Source organism: Paracoccus denitrificans (assembly GCF_900100045.1).
GTDB lineage: Bacteria > Pseudomonadota > Alphaproteobacteria > Rhodobacterales > Rhodobacteraceae > Paracoccus > Paracoccus denitrificans.
The window spans coordinates 199,313-225,670 of the sequence record NZ_FNEA01000001.1; the positions used below are offsets into that span (position 1 = coordinate 199,313).

At 66.7% G+C, this 26,358-nt stretch carries 31 protein-coding genes; 16 read left to right on the plus strand and 15 right to left on the minus strand.

Features of this window, described 5'->3' with window-relative positions:
- Window position 1 precedes the first annotated feature (1 nt).
- The 8 genes from BLT64_RS00920 to BLT64_RS00960 form a co-directional block, all read right to left on the minus strand.
- A complete protein-coding gene (locus tag BLT64_RS00920; protein WP_011750942.1) occupies window positions 2–487 on the minus strand; it encodes a nitrate reductase cytochrome c-type subunit in 486 nt (161 codons plus the stop codon).
- Window positions 460–2,955, minus strand: a complete 2,496-nt coding sequence (gene napA / locus BLT64_RS00925; protein ID WP_011750941.1) for a periplasmic nitrate reductase subunit alpha — start codon at window positions 2,953–2,955, stop codon at window positions 460–462. The genes BLT64_RS00920 and napA overlap by 28 nt, the downstream gene beginning before the upstream one ends.
- Window positions 2,952–3,290, minus strand: coding sequence for a chaperone NapD (locus BLT64_RS00930; protein ID WP_011750940.1), 339 nt, complete (start codon window positions 3,288–3,290; stop codon window positions 2,952–2,954). Before BLT64_RS00930 ends, napA begins: the two co-directional genes overlap by 4 nt.
- Window positions 3,291–3,299: 9 nt before the next feature.
- Window positions 3,300–3,479 (minus strand): periplasmic nitrate reductase, NapE protein, encoded by a 180-nt coding sequence (napE, locus tag BLT64_RS00935; protein ID WP_011750939.1) that lies wholly within the window; start codon window positions 3,477–3,479, stop codon window positions 3,300–3,302.
- A gap of 433 nt (window positions 3,480–3,912) precedes the next feature.
- Window positions 3,913–5,202, minus strand: a complete 1,290-nt coding sequence (locus BLT64_RS00945; RefSeq protein ID WP_011750937.1) for a TRAP transporter large permease — start codon at window positions 5,200–5,202, stop codon at window positions 3,913–3,915.
- Complete coding sequence (locus BLT64_RS00950) at window positions 5,195–5,689, minus strand: TRAP transporter small permease (protein WP_011750936.1); 495 nt, start codon at window positions 5,687–5,689, stop codon at window positions 5,195–5,197. The genes BLT64_RS00945 and BLT64_RS00950 overlap by 8 nt, the downstream gene beginning before the upstream one ends.
- Window positions 5,690–5,695: 6 nt before the next feature.
- Complete coding sequence (locus tag BLT64_RS00955) at window positions 5,696–6,664, minus strand: TRAP transporter substrate-binding protein (RefSeq protein ID WP_011750935.1); 969 nt, start codon at window positions 6,662–6,664, stop codon at window positions 5,696–5,698.
- A 112-nt stretch (window positions 6,665–6,776) separates the two neighbouring features.
- The gene (locus BLT64_RS00960; protein ID WP_217633905.1) at window positions 6,777–7,424 is read right to left on the minus strand and encodes a phosphoribosyltransferase; all 648 of its coding nucleotides are present in this window, start codon (window positions 7,422–7,424) and stop codon (window positions 6,777–6,779) included.
- A gap of 241 nt (window positions 7,425–7,665) precedes the next feature.
- On the opposite strand from BLT64_RS00960, the gene minC reads away from it, so the two are divergent.
- The 3 genes from minC to minE are packed head-to-tail and all read left to right on the plus strand — an operon-like array spanning window position 7,666 to window position 9,528.
- Window positions 7,666–8,412, plus strand: a complete 747-nt coding sequence (gene minC, locus BLT64_RS00965; protein ID WP_011750933.1) for a septum site-determining protein MinC — start codon at window positions 7,666–7,668, stop codon at window positions 8,410–8,412.
- 23 nt (window positions 8,413–8,435) lie between these two features.
- Window positions 8,436–9,257: a septum site-determining protein MinD gene (minD, locus tag BLT64_RS00970; RefSeq protein WP_041530713.1), complete on the plus strand. Its 822-nt coding sequence runs from the start codon at window positions 8,436–8,438 to the stop codon at window positions 9,255–9,257.
- 1 nt (window position 9,258) lies between these two features.
- Window positions 9,259–9,528: a cell division topological specificity factor MinE gene (gene minE, locus BLT64_RS00975; RefSeq protein WP_011750931.1), complete on the plus strand. Its 270-nt coding sequence runs from the start codon at window positions 9,259–9,261 to the stop codon at window positions 9,526–9,528.
- Between the two features lie 74 nt (window positions 9,529–9,602).
- On the opposite strand, the gene BLT64_RS00980 is transcribed toward minE, so the two are convergent.
- From BLT64_RS00980 to BLT64_RS00995, 4 genes are all read right to left on the minus strand, one after another.
- Window positions 9,603–11,183: a GMC family oxidoreductase gene (locus BLT64_RS00980; protein ID WP_011750930.1), complete on the minus strand. Its 1,581-nt coding sequence runs from the start codon at window positions 11,181–11,183 to the stop codon at window positions 9,603–9,605.
- 11 nt (window positions 11,184–11,194) lie between these two features.
- On the minus strand, window positions 11,195–11,737 hold the full coding sequence (locus tag BLT64_RS00985; protein WP_011750929.1) for a hypothetical protein: 543 nt from the start codon (window positions 11,735–11,737) through the stop codon (window positions 11,195–11,197).
- 49 nt (window positions 11,738–11,786) lie between these two features.
- Window positions 11,787–12,182 carry a VOC family protein gene (locus BLT64_RS00990; RefSeq protein WP_011750928.1) on the minus strand — a complete coding sequence of 132 codons (396 nt, stop codon included), beginning with the start codon at window positions 12,180–12,182 and terminating at the stop codon, window positions 11,787–11,789.
- A 99-nt stretch (window positions 12,183–12,281) separates the two neighbouring features.
- The gene (locus BLT64_RS00995; RefSeq protein ID WP_011750927.1) at window positions 12,282–12,596 is read right to left on the minus strand and encodes a ribbon-helix-helix domain-containing protein; all 315 of its coding nucleotides are present in this window, start codon (window positions 12,594–12,596) and stop codon (window positions 12,282–12,284) included.
- 277 nt (window positions 12,597–12,873) lie between these two features.
- Between BLT64_RS00995 and BLT64_RS01000 the strand changes: the two genes are divergently transcribed.
- The 5 genes from BLT64_RS01000 to BLT64_RS01020 are packed head-to-tail and all read left to right on the plus strand — an operon-like array spanning window position 12,874 to window position 15,228.
- Window positions 12,874–13,752, plus strand: a complete 879-nt coding sequence (locus tag BLT64_RS01000) for an MBL fold metallo-hydrolase (RefSeq protein WP_041530712.1) — start codon at window positions 12,874–12,876, stop codon at window positions 13,750–13,752.
- An 18-nt stretch (window positions 13,753–13,770) separates the two neighbouring features.
- On the plus strand, window positions 13,771–13,974 hold the full coding sequence (locus BLT64_RS01005) for a YgaP family membrane protein (protein ID WP_011750925.1): 204 nt from the start codon (window positions 13,771–13,773) through the stop codon (window positions 13,972–13,974).
- Window positions 13,971–14,396, plus strand: coding sequence for a YeeE/YedE family protein (locus BLT64_RS01010; protein ID WP_011750924.1), 426 nt, complete (start codon window positions 13,971–13,973; stop codon window positions 14,394–14,396). Before BLT64_RS01005 ends, BLT64_RS01010 begins: the two co-directional genes overlap by 4 nt.
- A gap of 1 nt (window position 14,397) precedes the next feature.
- A complete protein-coding gene (locus BLT64_RS01015; RefSeq protein WP_011750923.1) occupies window positions 14,398–14,853 on the plus strand; it encodes a DUF6691 family protein in 456 nt (151 codons plus the stop codon).
- Window positions 14,854–15,228, plus strand: a complete 375-nt coding sequence (locus BLT64_RS01020; protein ID WP_011750922.1) for a protein tyrosine phosphatase family protein — start codon at window positions 14,854–14,856, stop codon at window positions 15,226–15,228.
- Between the two features lie 43 nt (window positions 15,229–15,271).
- Here the strand turns inward: BLT64_RS01020 and BLT64_RS01025 are convergent, their stop codons facing one another.
- Window positions 15,272–15,592 (minus strand): ArsR/SmtB family transcription factor, encoded by a 321-nt coding sequence (locus BLT64_RS01025; RefSeq protein ID WP_011750921.1) that lies wholly within the window; start codon window positions 15,590–15,592, stop codon window positions 15,272–15,274.
- 195 nt (window positions 15,593–15,787) lie between these two features.
- Here BLT64_RS01025 and BLT64_RS01030 point away from each other — a divergent pair, with 195 nt between their 5' ends.
- The 5 genes from BLT64_RS01030 (at window position 15,788) to BLT64_RS01050 (ending at window position 21,314) form a co-directional block, all read left to right on the plus strand.
- Window positions 15,788–16,243, plus strand: coding sequence for a c-type cytochrome (locus BLT64_RS01030; protein ID WP_011750920.1), 456 nt, complete (start codon window positions 15,788–15,790; stop codon window positions 16,241–16,243).
- A 1-nt stretch (window position 16,244) separates the two neighbouring features.
- On the plus strand, window positions 16,245–16,847 hold the full coding sequence (locus BLT64_RS01035) for a cytochrome b/b6 domain-containing protein (protein WP_011750919.1): 603 nt from the start codon (window positions 16,245–16,247) through the stop codon (window positions 16,845–16,847).
- A gap of 107 nt (window positions 16,848–16,954) precedes the next feature.
- A complete protein-coding gene (locus tag BLT64_RS01040) occupies window positions 16,955–17,155 on the plus strand; it encodes a YgaP family membrane protein (RefSeq protein WP_011750918.1) in 201 nt (66 codons plus the stop codon).
- Window positions 17,156–17,166: 11 nt separating this feature from the next.
- Window positions 17,167–18,126: an efflux RND transporter periplasmic adaptor subunit gene (locus BLT64_RS01045; RefSeq protein WP_011750917.1), complete on the plus strand. Its 960-nt coding sequence runs from the start codon at window positions 17,167–17,169 to the stop codon at window positions 18,124–18,126.
- Window positions 18,123–21,314 (plus strand): efflux RND transporter permease subunit, encoded by a 3,192-nt coding sequence (locus BLT64_RS01050; RefSeq protein WP_011750916.1) that lies wholly within the window; start codon window positions 18,123–18,125, stop codon window positions 21,312–21,314. Before BLT64_RS01045 ends, BLT64_RS01050 begins: the two co-directional genes overlap by 4 nt.
- 136 nt (window positions 21,315–21,450) lie before the next feature.
- Here BLT64_RS01050 and BLT64_RS01055 read toward each other — a convergent pair whose 3' ends face one another.
- Both BLT64_RS01055 and BLT64_RS01060 read right to left on the minus strand, forming a co-directional pair.
- Window positions 21,451–21,813 (minus strand): DUF5368 domain-containing protein, encoded by a 363-nt coding sequence (locus tag BLT64_RS01055; protein WP_011750915.1) that lies wholly within the window; start codon window positions 21,811–21,813, stop codon window positions 21,451–21,453.
- 13 nt (window positions 21,814–21,826) lie between these two features.
- Window positions 21,827–23,176, minus strand: coding sequence for an NAD(P)/FAD-dependent oxidoreductase (locus tag BLT64_RS01060; protein ID WP_011750914.1), 1,350 nt, complete (start codon window positions 23,174–23,176; stop codon window positions 21,827–21,829).
- Between the two features lie 367 nt (window positions 23,177–23,543).
- Here BLT64_RS01060 and BLT64_RS01065 point away from each other — a divergent pair, with 367 nt between their 5' ends.
- From BLT64_RS01065 to pssA, 3 genes are all read left to right on the plus strand, one after another.
- Window positions 23,544–24,821: a solute carrier family 23 protein gene (locus BLT64_RS01065; RefSeq protein WP_041530711.1), complete on the plus strand. Its 1,278-nt coding sequence runs from the start codon at window positions 23,544–23,546 to the stop codon at window positions 24,819–24,821.
- A 109-nt stretch (window positions 24,822–24,930) separates the two neighbouring features.
- On the plus strand, window positions 24,931–25,611 hold the full coding sequence (locus tag BLT64_RS01070) for a phosphatidylserine decarboxylase (protein WP_011750912.1): 681 nt from the start codon (window positions 24,931–24,933) through the stop codon (window positions 25,609–25,611).
- On the plus strand, window positions 25,611–26,354 hold the full coding sequence (gene pssA, locus BLT64_RS01075; protein WP_011750911.1) for a CDP-diacylglycerol--serine O-phosphatidyltransferase: 744 nt from the start codon (window positions 25,611–25,613) through the stop codon (window positions 26,352–26,354). Before BLT64_RS01070 ends, pssA begins: the two co-directional genes overlap by 1 nt.
- Window positions 26,355–26,358: the final 4 nt, after the last annotated feature.

The following is a 26,358-nucleotide window of genomic DNA, read 5'->3' on the forward strand; positions in this document are numbered from 1 at the left end:
GTCACGGGCCCCCGGCGTGGCGATAGCCGTCGCGGAACTCGTTCGGCACCAGCGGCTTCACGTCGGCTTGCTGGACATGGCAGGCAGTGCAGAAATAGCGCCGCGGCGTCACGTCGGTCAGGATCTGCCCGTCGCGGTCCTGGAAATGCGTGACGCTGATCATCGGCGCGCCCGAGCCCTCGGTGAACTGCGGCTTGTGGCAATCCATGCAGCGGTTGGTGTTCACCGTCAGCTGGTAGCCGTCGATGGAATGCGGGATCACCGGCGGCTGTTCGGGATAGTTGCGCATCCGGCGCACGTCATCGGTGATCGGCCGCCCGAGCGGCGGGATCTGCCCCTCGGACATGGGTTCGGTCCAGCCGGTCAGCGGCGGCACGATCTGCACTGCCGGCTCGGCTTGCGGCAGGGCGGCGCCGACAAGGGCGAACAGCACCAGCCCGGCCATGGCGGCGGGCCGGATCAGACGGAAAGGATCTTGACCGCGCATTTCTTGAAATCCGTCTGTTTGGAAATGGGATCCGTGGCGTCCAGCGTCACCTTGTTGATCAGCTGGCTGGCATCGAACCACGGCACGAAGATGACGCCGCGCGGCATCCGGTTCCTGCCGCGCGTGTCGATGCGCGAGCGGATCTCGCCCCGGCGCGAGACGATGCGCACCTCGGCCCCCTGGTTGAAACCCATGTCGCGGGCGTCCTCGGGGTTCATGAAGCAGCGGGCGCCGGGGAAGGCCCGGTAAAGCTCGGGCACGCGCATGGTCATCGAGCCGGAATGCCAATGCTCCAGCACCCGGCCCGTCACCAGCCAGATGTTGTATTCCTCGTCCGGCGGTTCGGCCGGCGGCTCATAGGGCACGGCGATGATGCGCGCCTTGCCGTCGGGGTTGCCATAGAACTGCACGCCGGCGCCCGGCTCGACATAGGGGTCCAGCCCCTCGCGATAGCGCCAGAGCGTTTCCTTGCCGTCCACCACGGGCCAGCGCAAGCCGCGGACCTCGTGATAGGTGTCATAGGGGGCAAGGTCGTGGCCGTGGCCGCGCCCGAAGGCGGCATATTCCTCGAACAGGCCCTTCTGGACGTAGAAGCCGAAATCGTTCGCCTCCTGGTTGGCGTAGTCGGGGCTCAGTTCCGAGATGTCGAAGCGGTCCACGCTGCCGTTGCGGAACAGCACGTCGAACAGGCTCTGGCCGCGATAGTTGGGATTGGCGGCCAGGATCTCTTCGGGCCAGACCTCGTCGGTGGTGAAGCGCTTGGAGAACTCCATCATCTGCCACAGGTCCGAGCGCGCCTCGCCCGGCGCCTCGACCAGCTGGTGCCAGACATGGGTGCGCCGCTCGGCATTGCCATAGGCGCCTTCCTTCTCGACCCACATGGCGGCGGGCAGGATCAGGTCGGCAGCCATGGCGGTGACCGTGGGATAGGCGTCCGAGACGACGATGAAATTCTCGGGGTTGCGATAGCCCGGCCATGCCTCGCCGCTGTTGTTGGGCGAGGCTTGCAGGTTGTTGTTCACCTGGATCCAGTAGAAGTTCAGCGTGCCGTCATGCAGCGCCCGGTCCTGCGCCACCGCATGCAGCCCCGGCTTTTCCGGAATCACGCCATGGGGGATGCGCCAGATCTCCTCGGCATGCTTGCGGTGCTCGGGATTGGTCACGGTCATGTCGGCCGGCAGGCGATGGGCGAAGGTGCCCACCTCGCGCGCCGTGCCGCAGGCCGAGGGCTGGCCGGTCAGCGAGAACGGGCTGTTGCCCGGCTCGGAGATCTTTCCGGTCAGCAGGTGGATGTTATAGACCATCTGGTTGGCCCAGACGCCGCGCACATGCTGGTTGAAGCCCATGGTCCACAAGGACATGACCTTGCGGTCGGGATCGGCGTAAAGCTCGGCCAACTGCTCCAGGAAGCCCGGCTCGACCCCGCTGAGTTCCGAGACCTTCTCCAGCGTGTATTCGCTGACCAGTTCGGCGAATTCCTCGAATGTCGAGGGCGTGGTCGCCGCCGGATCCTCGGCCGTGCGCGCCGCCACCTCGCGCGGGTCGTCGTCGCGCAGCCCGTAGCCGATGCCGGTCGCGCCCGCGACGAAGGTGGTATGGCGATCCACGAAATCGCGGTTCACCCGGCCGGTCTGAATGATGTGGTTGGCTATATAGTTCAGGATCGCCAGGTCGGTGCCGGGCTTGAAGACGATGGGAATATCGGCCAGGTCCGAGCTGCGATGGGTAAAGGTGGACAGCACCGCCACCTTGACATGCGGGTGGCCCAGCCGCCGGTCGGCGACCCGCGTCCACAGGATCGGATGCATCTCGGCCATGTTCGAGCCCCAGAGCACGAAGGCGTCCGCGGCCTCGAAATCGTCGTAGCAGCCCATCGGCTCGTCCATGCCGAAGGTCCGCATGAAGGCATAGGCGGCCGAGGCCATGCAATGGCGCGCGTTGGGATCCAGGTTGTTCGACCGGAACCCCGCCCGCATCAGCTTGGTTGCCGCATAGCCCTCGAAGATGGTCCACTGGCCCGAGCCGAACATGCCGACGGCGGTGGGTCCCTTGTCCTTCAGCACCCGCTTGGCCTGCGCGGCCATGGTATCGAAGGCTTCCTCCCAGCTGACCGGGGTGAACTCGCCGTCCTTGGCATAGACCCCGTCCTTCTTGCGCAGCAGGGGCTGGGTCAGGCGGTCCTGGCCATACATGATCTTGGACAGGAAATAGCCCTTGACGCAGTTCAGGCCCCGGTTCACCTCGGCCAGCAGGTCGCCATGGGTGGCGACGACCCGGCCCTCCTTGACGCCCACCATGACGCCGCAGCCGGTGCCGCAAAAGCGGCAGGGCGCCTTGGACCAGGTGATCTGCAGGGATTCGACGCCGCCGGGGACCGGCTGGGCATCTGCGGAAAGCGGGATATTGGCGGCCATCGCAGCGATTCCCGCCGCCTGCGCCTTGAGCAGATCGCGCCGCGAGATGGTCATGCCAGCGCCTCCTTCTCATCGGCGGGAAGGATCTGTTCAAAGACCAGGTTGGCCGAGAACACGCCCTCCATGACCGAGATCTCGGCCATGCGGCCGCCGATCTCGCCCACCGAGGCGCCCTCCAGCACCAGGACGATCTTGGCGCCCTGGACGGCATGGACCTCGGTCCCGGGCAGTGTGGCGAAATGGCGGGCCAGCTCGGCCGCTCGATCCGGCCGGGCCGTGACGATGGCGCTGGAGATGTGGAGAAATCGCGATTCCGCGCCGCTGTCCTGTTTCAGCTTTCCGGTCAGAATGTCGCGTCGCTGGATGGGGGTCCTGTCTGGCTCGCGCATGGCCGCTCTCTAATGCATGGGTCCGGGGGGTCCGAAGATGATCTGAGACATCCAGACGATGAATCCGTAGCCGCCGACGATCGCGACCGACAGGATCGGCCAGATCACCACCGCAAGGATCAGGAAGGCGATGATTTCATCCCGCTTCTGGTGCTTGGGACGATCGGTTTCTTTTGCGGAATCGATCATTTCTGGGCAACCCGTGCGTCAAAACGCCTCAGTTCAATCTTCCACAGAACTGTGAAGAATCAAAGAAGGTTCCCACGAAAATTTGTCCGGCGCGACATCTCGCCGGCCGGGTGGGTATTGCCCAGTCGAAAGCACGGGCCATGCCGCCCCTGAAAATTCATGCCTTTTCAGCAAGATGGGCGGGACGCGCAGCGGCACCCGGCAACTTGCCCTAAAGGCTGTAAAGCGCCCCGGCCAAGGCCAGGCCGATGACCAGCAGCGGCGCGACAAGCCCGGCGGCACCCGGTGAGTCGGATTTCGACATCGCGTGATTCCTGCGCATCGGACTTCCCGCCTGTTTCATACGTTATGCATGGTCATATATAACGTATGGCAAGTCAAGCCGGTCCGCGCATCGCCGACGGGCGGCAGGGGGACCGGCCTGGCAGGGGCGCTAGCGCGCGAAGCCGCTGATCCGCGGCAGCCATGTGGACAGGGCAGGCACGAAGGTCAGGATCAGCAGCGAGGCCAGAGCCGCCAGGAAGAACGGCGGCAACTCGCGAATCAGCGCCGAGGGCTTCTGCCTGGTCGCCGAGGCCACGACGAAGATCAGCCCGCCGACCGGCGGCGTCATCAGCCCGAAGGTCAGGTTCACGATCACGACGATGGCGAAATGATCCGCCGCGATGCCGAGGCTGTGGGCGATGGGCGCCAGGATCGGCACCAGGATCATCACCCCCGGCAGCGGGTCCATGAACATGCCGAAGACCAGCAAGAGCAGGTTCACCATCAGCAGGAAGGCGATGGGCGACAGGTCCATGGCGATCACCGCATCGGCCATGGCCTGCGGCACGCCCTCGATGATCAGCACCCAGGCAAAGGCGCGGGCGGCGGCCAGGATCATCAGCACCGCCACCGACATGATGGCCGAGCGCAGGAACGCCCCCCACAGGTCCGCCAGCGTAAAGCCGCGATAGACGAAGGCGCTGGTCACGATGGCATAGAACACCGCCACGACCGAGGCTTCGGTGGGGGTGAAGACGCCGCCGCGGATGCCGCCGACGATCAGCACGATCAGAAGCAGCGCGGGCAGGGCGGCAAAGCTGTTGCGGACCATCTGCCCCGCCGGCGGGCGAGGCTCGGCGCTGCGATAGCCGCGCTTGCGGCTGATCCACCAGTTCACCATGGCCAGCAGCCCCGCGATCAGCAGGCCGGGCAGGATGCCGGCCATGAACAGCGAGCCGACCGAGGTATTGCGGTCCTGCAGCGCATAGATGATCATGGTGATCGAGGGCGGGATGATCGGGTCGATCACCGCGACCGAGATGGTCAGCGCCCCGGCATAGGCCTTGGAATAGCCGCTGCGCTCCATCATCCGCGCCATCATCGCACCCGGCCCCGCCGCCGAGGCGAGCGCCGAGCCGGAAATCCCGGCAAACAGCGTGCCGGTCAGGATATTGGCGTAGCCCAGGCCCCCGCGCAGATGCCCCACGAATTGCGAGGCAAAGCGCAGGAGCATGCGCGAGATCGCCCCGGTGGACATGATCTCGGCCGCGAGGATGAAGAAGGGCACGGCCAGCAGCGGAAAGCTGTCGAGGCCGGTGAACATCTCCTTCACCACCACGACCAGCGGATAGCGGCCCGAGAGGCCCACCGCCGCAAAGGCCGCCATCGCCAGGGCGAAGGCGATGGGCACCCCCATGATCATCAGGATCAGGAAGGCGGCGATCAGGATCTCAACCAAGGGGGGCCTCGTCGGAATGCTGCAAGCCGGCGCGCAGGTATTGCGGCGCGATCAGCGCCAGATGGACGATCATCAGCGCGAAACCGGCGGGCATCGCGGCGTAGATCCATCTCATCGGCACCTGCAACGCCGCGGAACGCTGGATCGACATGCGGTTCATGTAGTCGATGCCGACCCAGACCATGAAGCCGAAAAAGCCGAACAATACCAGCAGGATCAGCCCTCGCAGGACAAGCTGGCCCCGCGTGGGCAGCGCATCCTGGGCATTGGTGATGGCGGCGTGCGCACCATGGCGCAGCGCCAGACCGCAGCCCAGGAAGGTCAGCCAGATCATCGAGTAGCGCGCGACCTCGTCGGCCCAGGTCAGCGAATTGCCGGTCAGGTAGCGGCCGGCAACGTTCCAGCCCAGGATGACCGTCATCGCGGCCAGCCCCAGAACCAGGACGGCACCGTTCAGCGTGACGAAGGCGCGTTCGATCCGGCGCATCGCGACTTACTCGACCGCCTGGATGCGGTCCATCAGCTCCTTGCCGAACTGGGCCTCATATTGCTGGTAAGGCCCGGCCAGCGCCTCGCGGAAGGCGGCCTTCTGCTCGGGCGAAAGCTCGTTCACCTGCATCCCGGCCTCTTGCATCGAGGCGATGCCCGACGCATCGACATCGTCGACATAGGCGCGCATGGCCGTCACCGCGTCCCCGGCCGCCTTTTCGAAGGCCGCCTTCTGCGCATCGTCCAGCCCGTTCCACAGGGCGGGCGAGACCAGGATGATGGTCGAGGAATAGACGTGCCCGTCCAGCGTCAGGTATTTCTGCACCTCGTTCAGCTTGGCCGAGACGATCACTGAAAGCGGGTTTTCCTGCCCGTCGATGGCGCCTTGCTCCAGCGCGCCGATCACCTCGGGCCAGGCCATCGGGGTGGGGGCGGCGCCAAGGGCGCGGAAGGCCTCGATATGCACCGGGTTTTCCATGGTGCGGATCTTGAGTCCGTTCAGGTCGGCCGGTGCCTCGACCGCACCGCGGTTCGAGGTGATATGGCGGAAGCCCTGCTCGCCCCAGGCCAGCGCATGCAGGCCGGCGGGGTCGAATTTCGCCAGCATTTCCTGCCCGATTTCGCCATCCAGCACCTTGCGGGCATGGTCCTTGTCGCGCAGCAGGAAGGGAATGCCCAGCACGCCCACCTCGGGCACGAAATTGGTCAGCGTCCCGTCCGAGGCGATGGTCATCTCGACGGTGCCGAGTTGCAGCCCCTCCAGCACCTCGCGCTCGCCGCCCAGCCCCGAAGAGGGGAAGTGACGGAAGCTGAACTGGTCGCCCAGGCTTTCCTTGAGCGAGGCCTCGAAGGCCTTGGCGCCGGCGCCGTAATGGCTGTCCTCGGCCAGCGCGTAGCCGATCTTGATTTCCTGCGCGAACGAGGGCGCGGCGAAGGCGGCGCAGACGAGCGCCGCGGCAAGGACGTGTTTCATGCTGGATCCCTTCCCCATTTCCAGCAGGGATTTAGCGCGACGCGACGGGAATGTGCAATCCCGAGGCGGGCCATGGATGCGGGATCGAGGCGGCGGCGGGGCAGGGCAGCTGTCAATCCCGGCCGCGACCGGCCTCGGCCAGCGCGCGAACCACCTCTTCGTCGCTGGTCTGGTCGAAGTCGTCATAGTGAAAGCCCACCGCATGAAAGGGCTCGGGCGTGCGCAGGCAGACCACCTCGTCGGCCTCGGCGCGGATCAGCTCCAGCACATCGGGCGGGGCGACGGGGACGGCGACGATCACCCGGGCCGCGCCCGACCGCGCCAGCGCCCTGAGCGCGATGCGCATGGTCGCGCCGGTGGCGATGCCGTCATCGACCACGATCACGGTGCGGCCCCGGATCTCGGGCGCCGGGCGGGTGCCGCGATAGGCCTGCCGCCTGCGCTCGATCTCGCGCAGCTGCCGGGCCTTTTCGGCGGCGATATGTTCGGCCGTCGCGCCTGTCGCGGCGACGAGCTGGTCGTCGAGCAGCAGTTGCGGCGTGCTGCCGTCCACGACGGCGCCGATGGCCAGTTCGGGATGCGCGGGCGCCGTGATCTTGCGGACCAGAAGGACATCCAGCGGCGCATCCAGGGCCCTTGCGACCTCAAGCCCGACCGGCACGCCGCCGCGCGGCAGCGCCAGCACCAGGACGGACCCGCCCCGGCGCCCGGAAAGTGCGGCGCCAAGCCGGCGTCCGGCATCCGTGCGATCTGCGAACATCGCCGTCCCCCTTGCGATCATCCCCAGGCGAACCCCTGGCGCCGGAGGATTGTTCCCGCGCCCGGCCTGCGGTTTCTGCCCAAGGGGGCGGCGGTTTCTGCGCACGGTTCCGCCGAAGGCGGGCGGGGCGGCAGATGCCGATGGACGCTCGGGCCGGGACGTATTAGGAAGATGGCCCAAGGCGCGGGCGGTCCAGCCCGCCCGATACGAAGAACAGAACAGAGCGGAACCGAGCAGACAGATGCAATCCGGCAAGAGCGCGGCCCAGACCGTCGCGACCGTGAAGCCTTTACAGATCCGCGGCCGCACCTTCACGGCCATTGCGCTGCATCTGACCGGCCGGCCGGATCGCACCTTTTTCGAGGCGTTGGAGGCGCGCCTGAACCAGACGCCGCTGTTCTTCGACAATGCGCCGCTGGTCATCGACCTGGAACAGGCCGCAGGGCTGGACAGCGCGCAGGAGCTGATGCACCTGACCGCCGAGCTGCGCCGGCGCAAGCTGTCGGTCTTTGGCATCCAGAGCGGCACGCCCGCGCAGGCGCGCGCGGCGGCCGAGGCCGGGCTGATCTCGTTGCCCGGCGGGCGCGACGCGGCGCTGGAACGCGTCTCGCGCCAGGGCAGCCGCCCCGTGCCCGCCGCTCCCCCCGCACCGAAAGAGCCGGCGAATCTGATGATCAACCAGCCGGTGCGCTCGGGGCAGACGGTCTTTGCCGACCGCGGCGACCTGATCGTCGTCGGCTCGGTCAGTTCCGGGGCCGAGGTGATCGCGGCCGGCAACATCCACATCTATGGCCGGCTGCGCGGCCGGGCGCTGGCGGGCGTGAACGGCGACACTTCGGCGCGAATCTTCTGCCACGCGCTCGATGCCGAACTGCTGGCCATCGCCGGGCTTTATCGCACCAGCGAGAACCTGGGGGCCGACACGCCGCGGCAATATGTCCAGGTCCATCTTCAGGGCGAGGTGCTGCGCATCGAGTCCCTCAAATAACCCATGATCGAAAGGAAACGCTCGTGAGCAAGGTTATCGTAGTCACCTCCGGCAAGGGCGGCGTCGGCAAGACAACCTCCTCTGCCGCCATCGGCGCAGGGCTCGCCATGCGCGGCCACAAGACGGTCGTGATCGACTTCGACGTGGGCCTGCGCAACCTGGACATGATCATGGGCTGCGAACGGCGCGTGGTCTTCGACTTCATCAACGTCATCCAGGGCGATGCGAAGCTGAAGCAGGCGCTGATCAAGGACCGGCGGCTTGAGAACCTGCATGTCCTGCCGACCTCGCAGACCCGCGACAAGGACGCACTGACGACCGAGGGCGTCAAGAAGGTGCTGGACGAACTGCGCGAGGAGTTCGACTATATCGTCTGCGACAGCCCCGCCGGCATCGAGCGCGGCGCGCATCTGGCGATGTATTACGCCGACGAGGCGGTGGTGGTGACCAACCCCGAGGTCTCTTCGGTCCGCGACAGCGACCGGGTGCTGGGCCTGCTGAACAGCAAGACCGCGCTGGCGGAAAAGGGCGACGGCAGCGCGGTCAAGGCGCAGCTGCTGCTGACCCGCTTTGACCAGAACCGCTCGGCCAACGGCGAGATGATGAGCGTCGAGGACGTGCTGGAGATCCTGGCCATCCCGCTGCTGGGCATCATCCCCGAAAGCACCTCGGTCCTGAAGGCTTCGAACGAGGGCACGCCGGTTTCGCTGGACGAGAAATCGCCGGCGGGCAAGGCCTATATGGATGCGGTGGGCCGGCTGGTCGGCGAGCAGATCGAGATGCGGGTGAACCCCGGCGAGCAGCGCCGCGGCTTCTTCCAGCGGCTTCTGGGACGGACGGCCTGACATGTTCGGTTTTTCATTCCGCCAGCGAAAGCCCAGTTCGGCGCAAACCGCCAAGGAACGCCTGCAGATCCTGCTGGCGCATGAACGTTCCAGCGGCGGGTCCAACCCGGATTTCCTGCCGCTGTTGCAGCGCGACATCCTGGAGGTGGTGCGCCGGCACATGGAGATCGACAGCGACGCCGTGGACGTCAAGCTGGAGCGCAGCGACGATCTGTCGAGCCTGGAGATTAATATCGAGCTGCCCTACGCCAAGCAGCTGAAGCGCGCATAAGCGGGCCAAGCCCGCTTGCGGCGCCCAAGGACAGGCAGACAGCCCGCCGGTCGACCGGGCGGGCCGTCCCTTGGTCAAAGCGCACCCTTCTCCATCTCGGCGGCGATATGCTCCGCCTGCCGGATCGCCAGCGCGACGATGGTCAGCGTCGGGTTTTCGGCCGCCGAGGTGGTGAAGACCGAACCGTCCGAGACGAACAGGTTCGGGATGTCATGCGACTGGCCCCATTTGTTCACCACCCCGTCGCGCGGGTTTTCCGACATGCGGTTGGTGCCCAGGTTGTGGGTCGAGGGGTAGGGCGGCGTCGGCAGCACCCGCGTCGCACCCGCCGCGCGATAGATCCGCTCGCCCGCGGCATAGGCATGATTGCGCATGGCGATGTCGTTGGGATGGTCGTCGTAATGCACATTCGGCACCGGCAGTCCGAAACGGTCGGTTTCGCCGCGGTTCAGCGTGATGCGGTTCGTCTCTTGCGGCAGGTCCTCGCCCACGATCCACATGCCGGCCATGTTCTCATAGCTGTCCAGCGCCGAGGTGAACTCGCGCCCCCAGCCGCCGGGGTCCATGAAGGCCGCCATGAAGGGGATGCCCAGGGCCAGCGTCTCCAGCTCATAGCCGCCGACGAAGCCGCGGGCGGGGTCGTGATGCGCCTCATCCTGCACGATGCCGGCCATGGTGGTGCCGCGCCACATCCGCACCGGGCGTTCGAAGATCGCATAGACCGAGCCGGTGGTGTGGCGCATGTAGTTGCGCCCGACCTGGCCCGAACTGTTCGCCAGCCCGTCCGGAAACCGCTCCGAAGCCGAGGCCAGCAGCAGGCGCGGGCTTTCGATCGAGTTGCCGGCGACGGCGACGATGCGGGCGCGCTGGAACTGCTCGGTCCCGTCCCGGTCGATATAGCGCACGCCGGTGACCTTGCCGTCATCGTCATGCTCGATCCGGGTGGCGTGGCTATGGTCGCGAACCTCGAGGTTGCCGGTCGCCTCGCCGCGCGGGATGTCGGTATAGGCCGCCGACCATTTCGCGCCCCATTTGCAGCCCTGGAAGCAGAAGCCGGTCTGCTGGCAGGCCATGCGGTCGTCGTAATCGACCGAGTTGATCGCCATGCGCCCGGTCGAGACCTTGCTGTAGCCAGCGGCCTTGGCGCCCTTTTCCAGCACCAGGTAGTTGTTGTTTCCCGGCAGGCCGGGCAGTTCGTTGGTGCGGGTGACGCCCAGCTTCTTCTCGGCCAGGTCGTAATAGGGCTCCAGGTCGGCCAGCGTGATCGGCCAGTCCAGCAGGCTGGCGCCGTCCACCGGGCCATAGGTCGTCAGCGCCTTGAACTCGTGTTCCTGGAAGCGCAGCGATGCGCCGGCCCAGTGGATCGAGGTGCCGCCGACCGCCTTGACGATCCAGGCCGGCAGGTTGGCAAAGTCCCGCGCCACCCGCCAGTCGCCCGAGGTGGTGCGCATGTCGCCCCAGCTCAGCTGCGCGAAGCTGTCCCATTCGTCGTTGATGTAATCCTCGGGCAGGTAGCGCCCGCCGGCCTCCAGCGCCACGACCTTGACGCCCCTTTGCGCCAGTTCGTTGGCCAGCACGCCGCCGCCCGAGCCGGTGCCGACCACGACCACGACCGAGGCGTCGTCATGCCCGAATTTCGCCATATTGTCAGCCATCTCCGCCTCCCTCACAGCCAGTCGATGTCGTTGAAGCCGCGCTCGATATAGCCGCCCTGCGAAAAGCTTTCGCCCTCATAGCCAAAGACCGGCCAGACCTCCTTCTGGTTGTAGAGCCCGGTCACCAGCCCGGCGCGGATGGTCTGGAAAAAGGGCGTGTGCTCGATCATGCGCAGCATGGCGACGCGGTCCTTTTCCCAGCCCGCGGCCAGATAGCCCTCGAAGCCCTGCGCCTGCGCGACCAGGTTCAGGCCGGCCACGCCTTCCTCGATCACCTGCGCCTGTTCGGGGGTGTCATGCGCCTTGACGGCGATGGCATAGAAGCGGTCGGCGATGCGGTCATGCGGATAGATGTCGCGGGCCATCTGGATCAGCACCGCCATCGTCTCGGGCTTCAGCGCGGCGGTCTCGACCGCCCAGGCCGCATCGCGGGCGGCGACGAAGCCTCCGCCGACCACGAAGGTCGCGCCCGCCGCGATGGCGCGCGCCAGAAGGCCGCGCCGGGTCAGCCCCCTGACATCGCTGCCAGAGGGGGATTTGTGGATGACAGTCATTTACTCCTCCCTGAGTTGGTTGGCCCGCCCCTCCCGGCGGGCTGCCTGCCTAGAGGTAACGGCCTGCGCGTTGCAGCACCTCGATCTCGTAGCCGTCCGGATCCTTGATGAAGAAGAAGCGGGCGATTACCTCGCCGCCGGGGGCGAAATCCACCAGTTTGCGCGGGGCAAGGCCCAGATCGGTCAGCCGCCGGTGTTCCGCCGCGACATCCTCGACCGAGACGGCCAGATGGCCGTAGCCGTCGCCCAGGTCATAGGGTTCCTCGCGGCCCTTGTTGATGGTCAGCTCCAGCTCGAAGCTGCTTTCCGCATTGGCCAGGTAAACCAGCGTGAAACTGTCGAAATCCAGCCGCTCGACGGGCTCCAGGCCAAAGGCCGCCTTGTAGAAGGCCAGCGAGCGCGCCTCGTCCATCACGCGGATCATCGAATGAATCATCTTGGCCATGCGGGTTCCTTTCCGATCTTTTCCACCAGTATCGGAAGGACGCCGCCCCGGCGGGTAGCATCATGCTACCACGCGCCGGATTTCTTGCGGAAAACCGGGTCAGGCGGCCTGCGCCACCCGCTGCGCGGCCTGGCGGAAATCCCCCGCACCGCTGCCGCGCCGTTCCAGCTGCACCAGGCAGGCGCAGCGCAGAAGCGAGGTAAAGTTCACCGGCTCGCCCCGCAATTGCAGCACCTCGGATTGCAGCGTGGACAGGAAAGCGGGCGTCGCCATGCCCTCGCCTGCGGCGATGTCGTCCAGGATGTCCCAGAACGCCTGCTCCAGCCGGATCGAGGTGCTTTGCCCGTTCAGCCGCAGCTTGCGGGTCACCGGCTGATAGCGGCGCGGATCCTGGCGGGAGAAGACTTCGCACATGGCATGGTTCCCAAACTGGCTAGGCGTGTCTTTCGATCATAGCACGGGTCGCGGTCCTTGCCAGTTCCTTGCGGGCAAGCCTTGGCGGCGGGCATGCACCGTCTCGGGATCGGCAGGGCCGGCCCCCTGGTTTTCGCCTCCGTGGGATAAAAGCGGCGGGACAACATGGCGCATCCGCATTGCCTTTCCCCGCATCGCGTTGCATATATTCGCATACTCGTATATGCACTGGGCTCCGGCCCATGCGGAAACGGCGACAAGAAAAAGGGAGTATCCGATGACCCATGCCCCCGAGGTGACAGGATTCTACGAGGCGCGGACCGGCTCGGTGCAATATGTCGTGGCCGATCCGGCGACGAAGAATTGCGCCATCATCGACCCGGTGCTGGACTATGACGAGAAATCCGGCGCCACCGCCACCATCGAGGCCGACCGCATCCTGAACTTCGTCGCCGGGCGCGGCTATGCTGTGCAGTGGATTCTGGACACCCATCCCCATGCCGACCATTTCTCGGCCGCCGACTACCTCAAGCGCAAGACCGGCGCCCCCACCGCCATCGGCGAGAAGGTGGTCGAGGTGCAGAAGCTGTGGAAGGAATTCTACAACTGGCCGGATTTTCCCGCCGACGGTTCGCAATGGGACCGGCTCTTCGCCGAGGGCGAGACCTTCCGGGTCGGCGATATCCCGGCCCGGGTGATGTTTTCGCCCGGTCATACGCTGGCCTCGATCAGCTATGTCATCGGCGACGCGGCCTTCGTGCATGACACGCTGTTCATGCCCGACAGCGGCACGGCGCGGGCCGATTTTCCCGGGGGCGACGCGCATGTGCTGTGGCGCTCGATCCAGGCGATCCTGGCCTTGCCGGACGAGACGCGCGTCTTCACCGGCCACGATTATTGCCAGGGCGGGCGCGAGCCGCGCTGGGAATCGACGGTGGCCGAGCAGAAGGCCCACAACATCCACATGGCGCAATACCGCAGCGAGGCCGAGTTCGTCGCAGCGCGCGAGGCCCGCGACCGAACCCTGCCCATGCCCAAGCTGATCCTGCATGCCTTGCAGGTCAACACCAATGCCGGCCGCCTGCCCGAGCCGGAATCGAACGGGCGGCGCTATCTGAAGATCCCGCTGGACCTGTTGCAGGCGCCCTGGGACTGAAACCGGAAAGGACAAGAAATGCAGATCAACATCGGAAGTGCCGAGCGCGCGCTGCGGCTGATCCTGGGCATCGTGCTGGTGGCATTGCCGTTCCTGGCCGGGCTTTCGGCGCTTTGGACCTGGGTGTCGGTGATCGTCGGGCTGGTGCTGGTGGTGACCGGCGTGGTGCGGTTCTGCCCGATCTGGGCGCTGCTGGGCATCCGCACGGGTGGCCGGGAATGACCGAGTTCACGCCTGTTCAATCGCTTCTGGGCGGTGCGTTGATCGGCCTGTCGGCGGTGCTGCTGATGGCATTCCACGGCCGCATCGCCGGCATGACCGGCATCCTGGCCGGGGCTTTCGCACCGGGGGCAGGGCGGGGCTGGCGGCTGGCCTTCCTGGCGGGCGCCGTGGCGGCGCCGCTGCTGCTGATGTGGCCGGTTGGGATAAAGATCGATTTCGCAAGCCCGGTGCCGCTGGGCTTGACCGCGCTCAGCGGGCTGCTGGTCGGGATCGGGGTAAGCTATGGCGGCGGTTGCACCTCGGGTCACGGGGTCTGCGGCATGGCACGGCTTTCGGCGCGCTCGATCGTGGCGACGCTAAGCTTCATGCTGGCGACCGGGCTGACGGTCTATGCCACGCGCCACCTGCTGGCAGGGGGCTGAGATGGCGCTGCTCATGGCCCTGCCGATCGGGTTGGTCTTTGGCGCCGGCATCGCCGTCTCTGGCATGGCGAACCCGGCCAAGGTGCTGAATTTCTTCGACGTGGCGGGGGATTGGGACCCTTCCCTGGCCTTGGTGATGGGTGGCGCGCTGGCGGTGACCTTCCTGGGCTACCGGCTGGTGCTGCGCCGCCCGGCACCGGTCTTCGACCTGCGCTTTCACCTGCCCCAGGGGCGCGAGATCGACGCGCCCCTGGTCGGCGGCTCGGCACTGTTCGGCATCGGCTGGGGGCTGTCGGGCTTTTGTCCCGGCGGGGCCATTCCCGCAATCGGCCTCATCCGTCCCGAACCGCTGGTCTTTACCGCAACGATGATCGCCGGAATCGGCATGGCGAAGGCAGTGCAGGGCTGGGTCGCCGCCCGCTCCGTCCTTTCCGCCGGCGACCGGCAGGGGGCGTGAATGTGGCCTTTTCGGCGGCGCGGCCGGCCGCGGTTGCGCAAGATCGACGACAGGTTCTCGGTCACCGGGCAGATCCACCCCGAGGACCTGCCAGCCATTGCCGAGGCCGGATTCCGCGTGCTGGTCTGCTTCCTTTGCGATGGCGAGGAGCGGGGCCAGCCCGATTTCGCCACCATCGCGGCCGAGGCCGCGCGCCTTGGCTTGACCGCCCGGCACATCCCGGTGGCCGGCCTGCCCACGACCAGCCAGGTCACGGCCTTTCGCCGGACCCTGGCCGAGGCGGAGGGGCCGGTACTCGGCTGGTGCCGCTCAGGTGCCCGGGCCCGGGCACTGCATGCGATGTCCCGGCGGCCGGCGGTTCCCGGCCGGGCGTGACGCCCGCCGTTTCCGCGCCGTCGGCATTGCGATTGCCGGGCCGTCAGCCGTCCCGGCCGCAGAAACTGCTGTAAAGCACTTCCATCACCTGCCGCGCCGTCTGGCTTTCGATCCGATACCAGATCGTCTGCCCGTCGCGCCGGCCGGCGATGATCCTGTCGCGCCGCAAAAGCGCCAGGTGTTGCGACACGGTCGAATCGCGGATGCCCAGGAACTCTGCGAGCTGCCCCACCGATTTTTCGCCCTGCACCAACTGGCACAGGATCAGCAGCCGGTGACGGTTGCCAAGCGATTTCAGGAACTCGCTGGCCTCGTCGGCGGCAGCGCGCATGCTTTCGGGGTCTATGCTGACGTGGGCGCTCATCCCCTTTAGCTACATTATTGCGAATATACGGTCAAGGTGCGGCCCCAGGGACCGCCCCGCCGGCCCTTGGCAGGAACTCGCCCTGTCGCCGCATCGCGGCAGTTTGCCACATTAATCTTCGAAATTATGAATGTTACGGAGCTTAACTTAATCCGCACCCGCAAGCCCAACACTCTGCAAGCAAAGGTGATTTCCATGCACAAGACGATCCTGACGGCGTTTGCCCTGACCTTTCCCGCACTGGCCCAGGCGGCCGAGCCCGGCGACATCGCCGCGGCGCGCATCGGCTATTACAGCCTGGTCAACCTGGAGATGGGCGGGCTGGCCGCCATGGCCCAGGGCAAGGCGCCCTATGATGCCGAACGGGCCAAGGCGCTGGCCGCCGATCTGAAGGTGCTGTCGGAATATCTGCATGACGACCTGCTGATGCCCGGAACCTCGAATGCCGAACTGGCGGGCAAGACCCGCGCCCTGCCGGCGATCTGGGAGCAGGCCGAGGATTACCGCGCCAAGGGCATGGCCTTCCGCGAGGCCGTCGCCACGCTGAACGGGGTCGCCGGAGAAGGGCAGGAGGCGCTTGCCCCCGCCGTCGGCAAGGTCGGGGCGACCTGCAAGGCGTGCCACGACAGCTATCGCGCCAAGGATTTCTAGGATGCGCGACGATACCGCCGTAGCGGCCGCGGACCAGACGCAACTGGTCCGGCTATGGGATCTGCCGCTGCGGATCTTTCACTGGGCGCTTGCCGCCTGCGTTGCCGCCGCCTGGGGGCTGGGCAAGTTCGGCCCCGATATCATGACTTTGCATTTCCTGTTCGGATATGCGGTGATCGGGCTTTTGGCCTTTCGGTTGCTCTGGGGCTTTGTCGGGCCGCGTCCGGCGCGGTTCCGAAGCTGCCTTCATGGTCCCCGGACGGTGCTTGCCTATCTGCGGCAGATGCCGGCGCGCAGCCCCAGCCACTGGCCCGGTCACAACCCCCTGGGCGGTCTGTTCGTGATCCTGCTGCTGCTTGCACTGGCGGCACAGGTGGCGACCGGGCTGGTGGCCGATCCGCAGGACTACGTCAATACCGGGCCGCTGGCCGATGCGGTCAGTTCAAGAATATCTCGCATGGCACTGAACCTGCATGACATTATTGGCAACATGATCCTGCTGATGGTTCTGCTGCATGTCGCGGTCGTGCTGTTCTATCGCCTGTGGAAGCGCGAGAACCTGATCCGCCCCATGATCACCGGCTGGAAGCGCATCCGAATGTAGGACCGCATGCATCGGAAATTTTGGCAGCGGCACAGAATTCCTCTTTCAAAACGATTATACGAATATATGTATATACTGTCGGCAAACAGCTATTCAGGAGTTCTGCGATGACACTCGACCGTTCCGTTCTTGCCTTTGCGGGGTTCATGGTCCTGCTTTCCGTGGCGCTGACCGTCTGGGTTTCGCCCTGGTTCGTCTGGCTGACGGTCTTTGTCGGCCTGAACCTGCTGCAATCCGCCTTCACCGGCTTCTGCCCGGCGGCCATGGTCCTGCGCAAGCTTGGCATCAAACCCGGCTGCGCCTTCTGAAAGGCCGATCCATGCGATTGCTGCTGCTTGTCGCGCTTGTCGCGGCCGGGCCGGCGCTGGCCGAGCCCCTGAGCCTTGACTGGAGCACGGTCCCCGAGATGAAGGCCGTCTACGGCACCGTCGAGGCGCGGGACACCATCCCGGCACGGGCGCGCATCGGCGGCACGGTCGTGGAACTGCTGGTGGGCGAGGGCGACCGGGTCGAGGAGGGGGCGACGCTTGCCACGGTCCGCGACGACAAGATCGCCTTCCAGATCGCCGCCTATGCCTCGCGGATCGAGGCGTTGCGGGCGCAACTGGCCGAGGCGGAATCCGACTTCGCGCGCGGCCAGTCGCTTGTGCAGCGCGGCGCGGCCTCGCAGCAGCGGCTGGAACAGTTGCGGACCGCGGTCGATGTCATCCGCGGCCAGATCGCCGCGACCGAGGCCGAGCGTGCCATCATCGAGCAGCAGCAGGCCGAGGGCGCCGTTCTGGCCCCCGTCTCGGGCCGGGTGCTGAGCGTGCCGGCGGTGCGCGGCTCGGTCGTCATGCCGGGCGAGGTGGTGGCGAGCGTGGGCGGCGGCGGCTTTTTCCTGCGCCTGTCGGTGCCGGAACGCCATGCCGCCGACCTGGCCGAGGGGGCTGAGATCCAGATCAGGGCTGGCGGCAGGGCTGCGACGGGCCGGCTGGCCAAGGTCTATCCGCTGATCCAGGGCGGCCGGGTGCAGGCCGATGTCGAGGTCGACCGGCTGCCCGACGCCTTTGTCGGCGCCCGCGTGGCGGTGGACCTGCCGGTAGGCCAGCGCCGGGCGCTGCTGGTGCCGGCTGCGGCGATCACCACCCGCGCCGGAGTGGATTTCGTCAGCGTGGCCGGCGCCTCGGGCGGGGCGCGGCGTGCGGTGGTGACCGGCGGAATCCTTGCGCAGGACGGCATCGACATGGTCGAGATCCTGACCGGCCTTGCGCCGGGGGAAGGGGTGATCGTCCCATGAACTTGCCCGGCGATACCCCCCGCAGCCCCGGCCTAGCCGGCTGGCTGACGCGCGGCTTCATCACCTCGCCCCTGACGCCGCTTTTCCTGATCGCGGCGCTGGCCTTCGGGCTGCTGGCCCTGATCAGCCTGCCGCGCGAGGAAGAGCCGCAGATCTCGGTTCCCATGGTCGATATCCGCGTCCAGGCCCCCGGGCTGCGCGCCGAGGATGCGGTCAAGCTGGTGACCGAGCCGCTTGAGACCATCGTCAAAGGCATCGACGGGGTCGAGCATATCTATTCCCAGACCCAGGACGACGGCGTTCTGGTGACTGCGCGCTTCCTGGTCGGCACGCCCTCGGATGCCGCGGTGCTGCGCGTGCATGACAAGCTGCGCGCCAACATGGACCGCATCCCCATGGGCATCCCCGAGCCGCAGGTGGTGGGCCGCGGCATCGACGACGTGGCCATCGTGGCGCTGACGCTTTCGGCCCGACCTGATGCGGCTGAGCGGGTGACGGGGGCCGAACTGACCCGCATCGCCCGCGAATTGCGCACCGAACTGGCCAAGATCGACGATGTCGGCCTGACCTACCTGATCGGCGAGACGGACGAGGCGATCCGCATCGCCCCCGATCCCGGCCGGCTGGCGCTTTACGGCATCACGCTGCAGCAGCTTGCCGGCAAGGTCCAGGGCGCCAACCGCGCCTTGCCTGCGGGATTGCTGCGCGACGGCGGCCAGCAGGTGATGCTGGTGGCGGGCGAAACCCTGCGCAGCCCCGAAGAGATCGGCAACCTGGTGCTGACCGCCCGCGACGGCCGCCCGGTCTATGTCCGCGACGTGGCCGATGTGGGCTTCGTCACCGACACGGCCGAGGCGCTGGTCGCCACCGTGACCGACGATTCCGGCCGCCGCCCGGCGGTGACCCTGGCCGTGGCCAAGCGCGCCGGCGCCAATGCGGTCACCGTGGCCGAGGCGATCCTGCATCGTGCCGAGGCGCTGCAGGGCACGCTGATCCCCGACGACATGCAGGTGGAAATTACCCGCGACTATGGCGAGACGGCCAACGAAAAGGCCAACGAACTGCTTTACCACCTGGGCCTTGCGACGCTGTCGATCATCGCGCTGGTGTGGCTCGCCATCGGCCGGCGCGAGGCGCTGGTGGTGGCGGTGGTGATCCCGGTCACGATCCTGCTGACGCTGTTTGCCTCGTGGATCATGGGCTATACGCTGAACCGGGTCAGCCTGTTCGCGCTGATCTTCTCGATCGGCATCCTGGTCGACGACGCCATCGTGGTGATCGAGAATATCGCCCGGCATTGGGGTATGGTCGTCCGTGACCGGCGCGAAAGCGCCATCGAAGCGGTGATCGAGGTCGGCAACCCGACCATCGTCGCCACACTGACCGTTGTGGTGGCGCTGCTGCCGATGCTGTTCGTGTCGGGGATGATGGGGCCTTACATGAGCCCGATCCCCTCGAACGCCTCGGTGGCGATGATCTTTTCCTTCTTCGTCGCGGTGACGGTCACGCCCTGGCTGATGCTGAAGGTTGCCGGCCGCGCGCCGCTGCATCACGATGCCGAAGGGCAGGGCGGTCGCCTGGGCCGCGCCTATGCCGCCATCGCCCGGCCGGTGCTGGCCAGCAAGGGGCGCAGCTGGCTGTTCCTCGGCGGGGTGATCGTGCTGACCTTCGGCTCGCTGGCGCTGTTCTACACCCGCGACGTGACGGTCAAGCTTTTGCCTTTCGACAACAAGTCGGAGCTGTCGGTGACCATCGACCTGCCCGAAGGCGCCGCGGTCGAGACCACGGATGCCGTGGCGCAAGTGGTGGCCGGGGCGGCAATGGAGCTGCCCGAGGTGATCTCGGTCCAGACCCATGCCGCCGCCGCGGCGCCCTTCAACTTCAACGGCTTGGTGCGGCATTCCTTCTATCGCACCCAGCCGCATCAGGGCGAGGTGGCGGTCAACCTGACCCCCAAGCACGACCGCGACCGCTCGAGCCACCAGATTGCCCTGGACCTGCGCGCGCGCCTCCAGGCGCTGGCGGTGCCCCCAGGCACGGTGCTGAAGGTCGTCGAGCCGCCGCCCGGTCCGCCGGTCATGGCGACGCTGCTGGCCGAGATCTATGGCCCCGACCCCGAAACCCGCCGCGCAGTCGGCGAAAAGGTCGAGGCGGCGTTCCGCTTAGTCCCCTTCATCGTGGATGTGGACAATTCCTGGGGCGAGGCGGCGCCACGGCTGCGGGCGCTGATTTCGCCCGACGACCTGGATTTCTACGGCGTGGCTGAATCGGACGTCTTCGACAGCATTGCCATCCTGAACGGCTCGACCACCGTCGGTTATTCGCACCGGGGCGAGGGCCGGGCGCCGATCCCGATCCGGGTCGAGCGGCCCAGGGAACAGCGCGTTCCGGGCGAGGATTTCCTGACCACGCCGATCCCGGCCGATCTTCTGCCCGGCAATCGCGGCGTGGTCGAGCTGGGCGACGTGGTGCGGATCGAGGATGAGCGCGCCTCGCATATCCTGTTTCGCCACAATGGCCGACCGGCCGAGATGGTGACCGCCGAACTCGCCGGCGATTTCGAGGCACCGCTCTACGGCATGCTCGCCGTGCGCGACGCGCTGGAGGCGCAGGACTGGACTGGCTTGCCCAAGCCCGAGATCCGGCTGCGCGGCCAGCCCCAGGACGACAGCGCCAGCACATTGCTGTGGGACGGCGAATGGGAGGTGACCTGGGTCACCTTCCGCGACATGGGCGGGGCCTTCGCGGTGGCGCTTCTGGGCATCTATATCCTGGTCGTGGCCCAGTTCGGCTCGTTCCGACTGCCGCTGGTGATCCTGACGCCTGTACCCTTGACCTTCATCGGCATCCTGGGCGGGCATTGGCTGTTCGGCGCACCCTTCTCGGCGCCCTCGATGATCGGCTTCATCGCGCTTGCGGGGATCATCGTGCGCAATTCGATCCTGTTGGTGGATTTCATCCGCCACGACATCACGGGCCGTCCGCTGACCGAGGTGCTGATCGATGCCGGCGCCGTGCGGTTCCGGCCGATCCTGCTGACCGCGCTGGCGGCGATGATCGGCGCGGCGGTGATCCTGACCGATCCGATCTTCCAGGGGCTGGCGATCTCGCTGTTCTTCGGGCTGATCTCGTCGACGCTGCTGACGGTTCTGGTGATCCCGGCGGTCTATCGCGTGTTCCGCACCTGAGGCCCGGCCCGACGACGAGCAGCAAACTTCCGGGGGCTGGTGGCCCCCGGTGTCAGGCTACACCCGCAGATAGAAGTGATCCGCCAGGAAGAAAGCCCATCGTCCGCCTGGGCCAGCACAGGCGCCTTGGCCCGGATCAGGGATTCTGCCGGGGTCGCGGCGGCCGCAGCAGCGATTGAAGCGTATAGACCAGGATGGCTCCGCCCACGGCGCCCAGCACGGCCACGCCCAGAAGCACGATCACGTCGATCGGCCCGCCGATGTCGCGCAGGCCGGAATGCGTCATCCGCTGGACGAAGATCACGGCCAGGATCGCGCCGAAAGGCATGGAAAGCTGGGCCCACAGGAATTTGCGCATCGACACCGCGCGGTCGCGGATCAGCACATAAAGATAGGCCAGCGTGACCAGTGCGGCGAGCGCGACCATGATCCAGAACAGGCCGCGCCCGAAAATCTCTTCGAAAACAGCGATCAGCGTGCCGAATGTCAACTCTTTCATGATGCTTCCCCTGTCAGGCCCGGCCGCGCAGCATGGCGTTGTAGGTGGCCTTCAGCGCCACTTCCTTCATCAGCCAGCTGATCCACAATTCCTCCAGCGGGGCGATGACGCCGGGGAACGAGGGCACCAGGTTGTTGTGATAGTCGAACTCGACCAGCATGGCCCGTCCGACGCGGGTGATCAGCGGGCAGGAGGTGTAGCCGTCATAGATCGCGGTCCCCTCGCGGCCCTCGATGGCGGCGACCAGATGGTCCTCGATCACCGGAACCTGCCATTTCACCGAGGCCGCGGTCTTGCCCTTGGGCACCCCCGCCACATCGCCGAGCGCGAAGATCTCGGGATAGCGCAGATGGCGCAGGGTCTTCATGTCGCATTCGACCCAGCCCTGGTCGGTCCATTTGTCGGCCCAGGAAAGGCCCGACTGCCGGATCACCGCGGGCGCGCGCTGCGGCGGGATGACGTGCAGGTAGTCATAGGGCATCTCGGCGGTGGACTTGACGAGTTCGCCCGTCGCCGGATCGGTGGCCGCAGTCTCGAACCGTGCCGTCTTGCGGCCGGGATCGATGGATTTCAGCGTATGGCTGTAATGGGTGGCGACGCCGCGCTGCCCGAACAGCATTCGCACCTTTTCCGCGACGATCGGCACCGAGAACAGCGCCGTCTGCGGACAGGCGTAATGCATCTCATACCTGCCCCTGGCGCCGCTGCGGCTGGCGATGTCCTCGATCAGGAAGGTGTGCTTCAGCGGCGCGCCGGCGCATTTCATCTCGGTCTCGGGGCGGGTGAACAGGCCGATGCCGCCTTCCTCGGTGAATTTCCACGCCGCCTGCCAGGTCTTGGCCGCGTAATCCGGGCCGGCGTAAAGCGCACCGATCCCGTCCTTGCCCACCATGTCGAGCGAAAAGCCCTCGATCGCGTCGTGATCCAGCGCCAGCCCCGGCGCCACCACCAGGAAATCGTATTCGAGCTTCTGCCCGTTCTCGGTCGAGACGGACTTGCCCACCGGGTCGATGGCGACCGCGGCCTCGGCGACCAATGTCACGCCCGAGGGCAGCCATTCGCTGGTCCGCGAGACGACATAGCCGGTGGGTTTCAGGCCGGCCGCCACCAGCGACAACCCCGGCTGATAGTAATGCTGCGGCCTGGGATCGATCAGGATGATCTGCGCGCCGTCCAGCCGCTGGACGAGGCGGTTGACCAGCGCGGTGCCGCCGGCCCCGGCGCCGATGACGACGATGCGCGCCTTGGTCGCGATCCTGGCGGCCTGGGCCGCACGGGTTCCCAACCCCGCCGTGACCGCCCCGGCAAGCGCAAAGCCCAGCACGCCCCTGCGAGAGGGTCTGAATTCGTCTGATCCTGTCATTCGGCCTCCTCCGTGACCTCATGTGCCCGGCCCTGGAACCTGGTTTCCGGCTTCTCGGCCACATGCGCTGACACCCGGCCCGGGCCTGCGACGGTCTTGGAACCAGCCGCGGCGTGCCGGGTGCATCAAGACGGTCGGGGCGGCGTTTCCCTGTTTCCCGAGTCAGGCGTTGGTTTCATGTATATTCGATATTATGAATGTCTCAACATATCTGAAAGGCCGTGCTTCGCCTGCGTGGCACTTGGTCGCAGCCGGCGGATGCGGCTCTGCCCCGGGGCAGGCCGGTTGCGCCATCGCGCGTTGCCACTGGCATTTTTCCGCAAAGCCGCCCAAAAGCCTGTCCACGCAACCGAATCCGAGAGACGTGATGGGCTATTTTCCTGACTGGCGCCCCGCCGCGGGCGCCACGGTGCTACCCGATGAAAAGCTGCCGCTGACCCAGGCGGTGCCGATGAGCCTGCAGCACCTGCTGGCGATGTCCGGTTCGACCATCCTGGCGCCGCTGATCATGGGGTTCGATCCCAATGTCGCGGTGTTCTTTTCCGGCATCGGCACGCTGCTGTTCTTTGCCGTGACCGGCGGGCGGGTGCCCAGCTATCTCGGCTCGTCCTTCGCCTTCATCGCTGTCATCATGGCGGCGACCGGCTTTGCCGGCGGCGGGCCGAACCCCAATATCGCCGTGGCGCTTGGCGGCATCATCGCCGCCGGCCTGATCTATGCGCTGATCGGACTGGTCGTCATGGCCATCGGCACGGGCTGGGTCGAAAGGCTGATGCCGCCGGCGGTGACCGGGGCGATCGGCATGTCCATCGGACTGAACCTCGCCCCGGTGGCGGTCAAGCAGCTTGCCGGCAGCCATGCCCATCTGAGCATCGCCCTGGCGACCGTGCTGTGCATGGCGCTGGTCTCGGTCTATGGCCGGCAGGCAACGCGCCGGATCGCGGTGCTGATCGCGCTGCTGTTCGGCTATGCGCTGGTGCTGATCCTCGGCAACGGGCTGGGGCTGGTGCCGGGGATCGAGTTCGCCGCCGTCGCTGCCGCGCCCTGGTTCGGCGTGCCGAACTTCGTCACGCCGCGATTCGAATGGTCGGCCATCACCCTGATCGCCCCCGTCGCCATCGTGCTGGTGGCCGAGAACCTGGGCCATATCAAAGCCCTGGGCGCGATCACCGGGCAGAGCATGGACCGCTATATCGGCCGGGGATTCCTGGGCGACGGCCTGGCAACCATGCTGGCCGGGACGGGCGGCGGCACGGGCGTCACCACCTATGCCGAGAATATCGGCGTCATGGCCATGACCCGGGTCTATTCGACGCTGATCTTCCCGATGGCCGCCGCCATCGCGATCTTCCTGGGCCTGTCGCCGAAATTCGGCGCCATCCTGCAAACCATCCCGGCGCCGGTGCTGGCGGGGCTTGCGGTGTCGGTCTTCGGCCTGATCGCCTCGGCCATGGCGCGGATCTGGGTGGACAACAAGGTCGATTTCTCGGACCCGCGCAACCTGTTCACCGTGGGGGTGGCGCTGATCCTTGGCGCCGGCGATTTCACCGTCACCATCGGCAGCTTCGCGCTGGGGGGCATCGGCACCTCGACCTTTGCGGCCTTGCTGCTGTATCAACTGCTGGGGATCGGCCGGCGACAGTGACGCCTTGCGGCCGGCTCGGAAAGTCTTGATCCCCGGGCCGGCGCTGCGCTATTGCGTGCCGGGCCAATCCCATTATGACTGGCAGCGCCATTCAGCCGGGGGACGCCAGATGCGCATGCGCGACACTTTCATCAAGCCCATGCACCGCGAGGGCATCCGCTTCGTGGCGATCTTCGCCGCCGTGACGCTGGTGCTGTTCCTGATCTGGGAGCCGCTGGGCTGGATCGGGGTCGGCCTGACCGTCTGGTGCTATTACTTCTTTCGCGACCCCGAGCGGGTGACGCCCGCGCGCCCCGGGCTGATCGTCAGCCCCGCGGATGGCGTGGTCTCGCTGATCGAGCCGGCGGTGCCGCCGGCCGAACTGGGCATGGCCGACGCGCCCCTGACCCGGGTCAGCGTGTTCATGAGCGTGTTCAACTGCCATGTGAACCGCAGCCCTATCGCCGGCGAGGTGGTTTCGGTCGCCTATCGGCCGGGCAAGTTCTTCAACGCCTCGCTGGACAAGGCCAGCGTGGACAATGAACGCAACGGGCTGCGCATCCGCATGGATGACGGGCGCGACCTGGCGGTGGTGCAGATCGCCGGCCTCGTGGCCCGCCGGATCGTCTGTTTCGTGAAGCCCGGCGACCGGCTGCGCACGGGCGAACGGTTCGGCCTGATCCGCTTCGGCTCGCGGCTGGACGTCTACCTGCCGCCGGGCGTGGTGCCGCTGGTCGAGATCGGCCAGACCATGGTCGCGGGCGAGACGGTGATCGCCGAACTGGCGCAGGCCGGGCAGGCGGAGGCGTGATGGATCAACCCACCGGCCCCCAGACCGAATTTTCGCTGGTCCAGCTTTTGCCCAACATGCTGACCATCGTCGCGGTCTGCGCCGGCCTGACCGCCATCCGCTTCGGCGTGCAGGGCGACTACATGCCCGCGGTGCTGCTGATCATCGCCGCCGGCATCCTCGACGGCATCGACGGGCGCATCGCGCGGCTGCTGGGCTCATCCAGCAAGATGGGGGCCGAGCTGGATTCGCTGGCCGATTTCCTGAATTTCGGCGTCGCCCCGCCGCTGATCCTGTATTTCTGGGCGCTGAGGGATTTTCGCGGCCTGGGCTGGATCTGCGTGCTGGTCTTTGCCGTCTGCTGCGTGATCCGGCTGGCGCGCTTCAACGTGTCCAGCAAGTCCGAGGAGGCGCAACGCGACTGCGCCTATTTCGAGGGCATCCCCTCGCCCGCCGGGGCGCTTCTGGTGATGCTGCCGATGTATCTGTCCTTTGCCTTCGCCGACCGGCCGGTGCTGCCGCAGATCGTCATCTGCCTGCACATGATCCTGGTCGGGCTGCTGCTCATCAGCCGCCTCCCGACCTGGTCCTTCAAGACCACCAGGATATCGCGCGAGAACGTCAAGTTCTTCCTTGTCGGCGTCGCCTTCGTCGGGGCGGCGCTGCTGACTTTCGCCTGGGTGACGCTGATCGCGCTTTGCCTTGGCTATGTCGCCATGGTCATCTGGGCCTGGATCGACCGGGAACGTCCCTCAAGCCGATAAGGAA

What these genes read in the sequence shown, in the direction of transcription:
- BLT64_RS00920 (WP_011750942.1), bottom strand. Translation starts at nt 487, where the DNA reads ATGCGCGGTCAAGATCCTTTCCGTCTGATCCGGCCCGCCGCCATGGCC.
- napA (WP_011750941.1), bottom strand. Translation starts at nt 2,955, where the DNA reads ATGACCATCTCGCGGCGCGATCTGCTCAAGGCGCAGGCGGCGGGAATC.
- BLT64_RS00930 (WP_011750940.1), bottom strand. Translation starts at nt 3,290, where the DNA reads ATGCGCGAGCCAGACAGGACCCCCATCCAGCGACGCGACATTCTGACC.
- napE (WP_011750939.1), bottom strand. Translation starts at nt 3,479, where the DNA reads ATGATCGATTCCGCAAAAGAAACCGATCGTCCCAAGCACCAGAAGCGG.
- BLT64_RS00950 (WP_011750936.1), bottom strand. Translation starts at nt 5,689, where the DNA reads ATGCGCCGGATCGAACGCGCCTTCGTCACGCTGAACGGTGCCGTCCTG.
- BLT64_RS00955 (WP_011750935.1), bottom strand. Translation starts at nt 6,664, where the DNA reads ATGAAACACGTCCTTGCCGCGGCGCTCGTCTGCGCCGCCTTCGCCGCG.
- BLT64_RS00960 (WP_217633905.1), bottom strand. Translation starts at nt 7,424, where the DNA reads ATGTTCGCAGATCGCACGGATGCCGGACGCCGGCTTGGCGCCGCACTT.
- minC (WP_011750933.1), top strand. Translation starts at nt 7,666, where the DNA reads ATGCAATCCGGCAAGAGCGCGGCCCAGACCGTCGCGACCGTGAAGCCT.
- minE (WP_011750931.1), top strand. Translation starts at nt 9,259, where the DNA reads ATGTTCGGTTTTTCATTCCGCCAGCGAAAGCCCAGTTCGGCGCAAACC.
- BLT64_RS00980 (WP_011750930.1), bottom strand. Translation starts at nt 11,183, where the DNA reads ATGGCTGACAATATGGCGAAATTCGGGCATGACGACGCCTCGGTCGTG.
- BLT64_RS00985 (WP_011750929.1), bottom strand. Translation starts at nt 11,737, where the DNA reads ATGACTGTCATCCACAAATCCCCCTCTGGCAGCGATGTCAGGGGGCTG.
- BLT64_RS00990 (WP_011750928.1), bottom strand. Translation starts at nt 12,182, where the DNA reads ATGGCCAAGATGATTCATTCGATGATCCGCGTGATGGACGAGGCGCGC.
- BLT64_RS00995 (WP_011750927.1), bottom strand. Translation starts at nt 12,596, where the DNA reads ATGTGCGAAGTCTTCTCCCGCCAGGATCCGCGCCGCTATCAGCCGGTG.
- BLT64_RS01000 (WP_041530712.1), top strand. Translation starts at nt 12,874, where the DNA reads ATGACCCATGCCCCCGAGGTGACAGGATTCTACGAGGCGCGGACCGGC.
- BLT64_RS01005 (WP_011750925.1), top strand. Translation starts at nt 13,771, where the DNA reads ATGCAGATCAACATCGGAAGTGCCGAGCGCGCGCTGCGGCTGATCCTG.
- BLT64_RS01010 (WP_011750924.1), top strand. Translation starts at nt 13,971, where the DNA reads ATGACCGAGTTCACGCCTGTTCAATCGCTTCTGGGCGGTGCGTTGATC.
- BLT64_RS01015 (WP_011750923.1), top strand. Translation starts at nt 14,398, where the DNA reads ATGGCGCTGCTCATGGCCCTGCCGATCGGGTTGGTCTTTGGCGCCGGC.
- BLT64_RS01020 (WP_011750922.1), top strand. Translation starts at nt 14,854, where the DNA reads ATGTGGCCTTTTCGGCGGCGCGGCCGGCCGCGGTTGCGCAAGATCGAC.
- BLT64_RS01025 (WP_011750921.1), bottom strand. Translation starts at nt 15,592, where the DNA reads ATGAGCGCCCACGTCAGCATAGACCCCGAAAGCATGCGCGCTGCCGCC.
- BLT64_RS01030 (WP_011750920.1), top strand. Translation starts at nt 15,788, where the DNA reads ATGCACAAGACGATCCTGACGGCGTTTGCCCTGACCTTTCCCGCACTG.
- BLT64_RS01035 (WP_011750919.1), top strand. Translation starts at nt 16,245, where the DNA reads ATGCGCGACGATACCGCCGTAGCGGCCGCGGACCAGACGCAACTGGTC.
- BLT64_RS01040 (WP_011750918.1), top strand. Translation starts at nt 16,955, where the DNA reads ATGACACTCGACCGTTCCGTTCTTGCCTTTGCGGGGTTCATGGTCCTG.
- BLT64_RS01045 (WP_011750917.1), top strand. Translation starts at nt 17,167, where the DNA reads ATGCGATTGCTGCTGCTTGTCGCGCTTGTCGCGGCCGGGCCGGCGCTG.
- BLT64_RS01050 (WP_011750916.1), top strand. Translation starts at nt 18,123, where the DNA reads ATGAACTTGCCCGGCGATACCCCCCGCAGCCCCGGCCTAGCCGGCTGG.
- BLT64_RS01055 (WP_011750915.1), bottom strand. Translation starts at nt 21,813, where the DNA reads ATGAAAGAGTTGACATTCGGCACGCTGATCGCTGTTTTCGAAGAGATT.
- BLT64_RS01060 (WP_011750914.1), bottom strand. Translation starts at nt 23,176, where the DNA reads ATGACAGGATCAGACGAATTCAGACCCTCTCGCAGGGGCGTGCTGGGC.
- BLT64_RS01065 (WP_041530711.1), top strand. Translation starts at nt 23,544, where the DNA reads ATGGGCTATTTTCCTGACTGGCGCCCCGCCGCGGGCGCCACGGTGCTA.
- BLT64_RS01070 (WP_011750912.1), top strand. Translation starts at nt 24,931, where the DNA reads ATGCGCATGCGCGACACTTTCATCAAGCCCATGCACCGCGAGGGCATC.
- pssA (WP_011750911.1), top strand. Translation starts at nt 25,611, where the DNA reads ATGGATCAACCCACCGGCCCCCAGACCGAATTTTCGCTGGTCCAGCTT.